This window comes from Actinomadura sp. KC216 (assembly GCF_004348535.1).
Classification (GTDB): Bacteria; Actinomycetota; Actinomycetes; order Streptosporangiales; family Streptosporangiaceae; genus Spirillospora.
In genome coordinates this window covers 1-2,131 of record NZ_SMJX01000588.1, presented here as the reverse complement: position 1 = coordinate 2,131, position 2,131 = coordinate 1, and the positions used below count along the sequence as shown (strand labels likewise).

At 73.9% G+C, this 2,131-nt stretch carries 2 protein-coding genes; one reads left to right on the top strand and one right to left on the bottom strand.

The window, feature by feature from the left end:
• Nucleotides 1–603, bottom strand: a 603-nt coding sequence (locus tag E1264_RS42240; protein WP_132183155.1) for a pyridoxamine 5'-phosphate oxidase family protein, incomplete at its 3' end; no start/stop codon positions are given.
• Between the two features lie 75 nt (nucleotides 604–678).
• On the opposite strand from E1264_RS42240, the gene E1264_RS42235 reads away from it, so the two are divergent.
• Nucleotides 679–2,052, top strand: a complete 1,374-nt coding sequence (locus tag E1264_RS42235) for a PLP-dependent aminotransferase family protein (RefSeq protein ID WP_132183157.1) — start codon at nucleotides 679–681, stop codon at nucleotides 2,050–2,052.
• The last annotated feature ends 79 nt before the right edge of the window (nucleotides 2,053–2,131 follow it).

The following is a 2,131-nucleotide window of genomic DNA, read 5'->3' as shown; positions in this document are numbered from 1 at the left end:
GCGCAGGGCGGGGTCAGGGGACGGTTCACCGAACGTCTGGTGGACGGGGACGACGCCCGCCCATACGTCGAGCGCGTAGTCCTCGTCCTCGTCGCTTGGGCCGCCCTGGCGGATTTTGACGGACGCTTCGTCCAGGGAGAGGGCCAGTACGGTGACGGCGGCCATTTCCTTGCGGGTGGGCTTGCGCGCCACGTCCCATTGGCCGGGGCTGAGGTTCTCGGTGATGGCGCGCAGGCCCGCCAATTTCTCGTCGGGGTCGTCCACGAGGCGGGGAGTGCCGTAGATGACGGCGCTGCGGTAGTTGATGGAGTGGTGGAAAAGGGACCGGGCGATGACGATTCCGTCGAGGTGAGTGACGGTGACGCAGATGTCCTGGGACGGTCCGGCCCGGAGGCTGCTCGCGCCGGTGGAGCCGTGGACGTAGAGGGTGTCGTCCAGGCGGCCGTAGCCGGTGGGGATGACGCGCGGGGAGCCGTCCACGATGACGCCGAGATGGCAGATCATGCCGTCGTCGAGGACGCGGTAGAGCGCGGAGCGGTCGCCGGTGGCGCGCTCGGAGTGCCTGGCGACGCGGGTGCGGGCGGTCGGTGAGAGGTGCGTCATGCCGATTACGCTAGGAAAGAGAGTGGCCTGGTCGGTAGGGCCACTTGAGGCGTATACCGGGAGACCACTTTGTCGATCGACCTGCCCATCGCCGTCGACCGGGGCAAGAGCGAGCCGCTGAGCGCGCAGCTGGTCGGCCAGCTGCGCGCGGCGATGGGGGAGGGGCGGCTGGCCGCGGGCGAGCGGCTTCCCGCCAGCCGGGCGCTGGCCGGGCTGCTCGGGGTGAGCCGGACGGTGGTGACGGAGGCGTACGAGCAGCTGTACGCGGAGGGCTGGCTGGAAGGCCGCCACGGGTCGGGCACCTATGTGACCGACGGCGTTGCCGCTCCGCGGCCTCTGAGGCCGCAGCCGGCGACGGCGAGGACGGTGCGCACGACGGCCTCCCCGCACGAGATCGACCTGCGGCCCGGGCTGCCGTGGGTCGGGGCGCTCGACACCCCCGCGTGGCGGCGCGCGTGGCGGCTGGCGTCCGGGATGCCGCCCCAGCAGCGCCAGGACCCGCACGGGCTGCCGGGGCTGCGCGTCGCGCTGGCCGACTACATCAGGCGCAGCCGCGGTGTGGCGTGTCCCGTGGACGGGCTGCTCGTCACGCGGGGCGCGACGAACGGGCTGGATCTGCTGGCGGCGACCGTCCTGCGGCCCGGTGACCGGGTCGGGGTGGAGGAGCCCGGCTACCAGCGCGCCCGCGCGGTCCTGGCGGGACGCGGCGCCGAGCTGGTGCCCTGCCCGGTCGACGAGCACGGGCTCGTCGTCGACGGCCTCCCCGGCGATCTGCGCCTCGTCTACACGACGCCGTCGCACCAGTACCCGATGGGCGGCGTCCTGCCCGTCCCGCGCCGGCAGGCCCTGCTCGCGTGGGCGCGGCGCACGGGGGCGCTCGTCGCCGAGGACGACTACGACGGCGAGTTCCGCTACGACGTCGCGCCGCTGCCCGCGCTCTACGGGCTGGACCCGGACCGCGTCGTCTACCTCGGCACGACCACCAAGATCCTCACCGCGGACATGGGGGTCGGCTGGCTGGTGGGCCGCTCCGGCCTGGTCGGGGAGATCGCGCGGCGCCGCGAGGAGCTGAACGACCGGACGGCCGTCGTCCCGCAGGACGCGCTCCGGCTGCTGCTCGAACGCGGTGATCTCGACCGGCATGTCCGGCGGATGCGCGGGGAGTACGCGCGGCGGCGCGACGTGGTCGTCCGGACACTGGACGGGCTGCCCCTGCGCGGCGACACGGCCGGGCTGCACCTCGTCGTGGACGTCCCGGCGCCGCTGGCCCGGCGGGTCGTCCGCGAGGCCGCGGGACGGGGCGTCCTGGTGGAAACGCTGGAGCGCTACCACACGGGTTCGCGGCGGGCGTCCGGGCTGGTCATCGGGTACGGCTCGGCGGCGGGAGCGGCGGAGCTCCGCAAGGCCTGCGAGATCGTCCGCGAGCTGGTGCAAGGCGGCGGAAAGTGAGGGCGCTGGCGGGCGAGGGGCCAGGGTGGCGGGTTGGTCAGTTGGACATGGCGGATTGGGCGACCGGGACCGGCTCTGT